This is a genomic window from Thauera phenylacetica B4P (assembly GCF_000310225.1).
GTDB lineage: Bacteria > Pseudomonadota > Gammaproteobacteria > Burkholderiales > Rhodocyclaceae > Thauera > Thauera phenylacetica.
The window spans coordinates 1-517 of sequence record NZ_AMXF01000593.1; the positions used below are offsets into that span (position 1 = coordinate 1).

The 517-nt window shown below is 75.4% G+C and carries 1 protein-coding gene; it reads left to right on the forward strand.

Features of this window, described 5'->3' with window-relative positions; genetic code table 11:
- Positions 1–231: 231 nt before the first annotated feature.
- A partial coding sequence (locus C667_RS23855; RefSeq protein ID WP_004392532.1) for a hypothetical protein occupies positions 232–517 on the forward strand: 286 nt, incomplete at its 3' end.

Below are 517 nucleotides of genomic sequence, written 5' to 3' on the forward strand. Positions count from 1 at the left end.
CGCCACCGCAGCGGCGTCGGCCGCGCGATGATCGCCTTCCCAGCGTTGCAGCGGCCACTCGGACGCCGGCTGCGCGCCGGCCAGCGCCGCGGCGCAGCCCAGCAGGGCACCCAGCACGAAGCCGCGCAACCCGTGGCCGCGCAACCCGTGGCGCGCGCTCCGCCGGTAAGATGAAACCCGCCGACTCATCGCCCTCGACCACTGCACAAGCGCACCTTTTCCCCACCGACCGTGACCGCCCCATCTTACGTTAAACCCCGCACCGGACGCCGCTTCGGCCTGCGCGAGCGCCTGCTGCTCGGGCTGCTCGTCGCCGCGCTCGGCACCGTGCTGGTGGCGGTGGTGGGCTGGGTGAGCTTCCAGCGCGTGGTGAGCAGCCAGCAGGAGATCGTGCGCGACACCCTGCCGGCGGCCGACGCCCTGCACGAGGCGGTGCGCGCCAACGCCCGCCTGGCGGCGCTGGCCCCGCGCCTGCTGCGGGCGGATTCGGCGGCCGAGCTCGGGCAGCTGCGCGCCG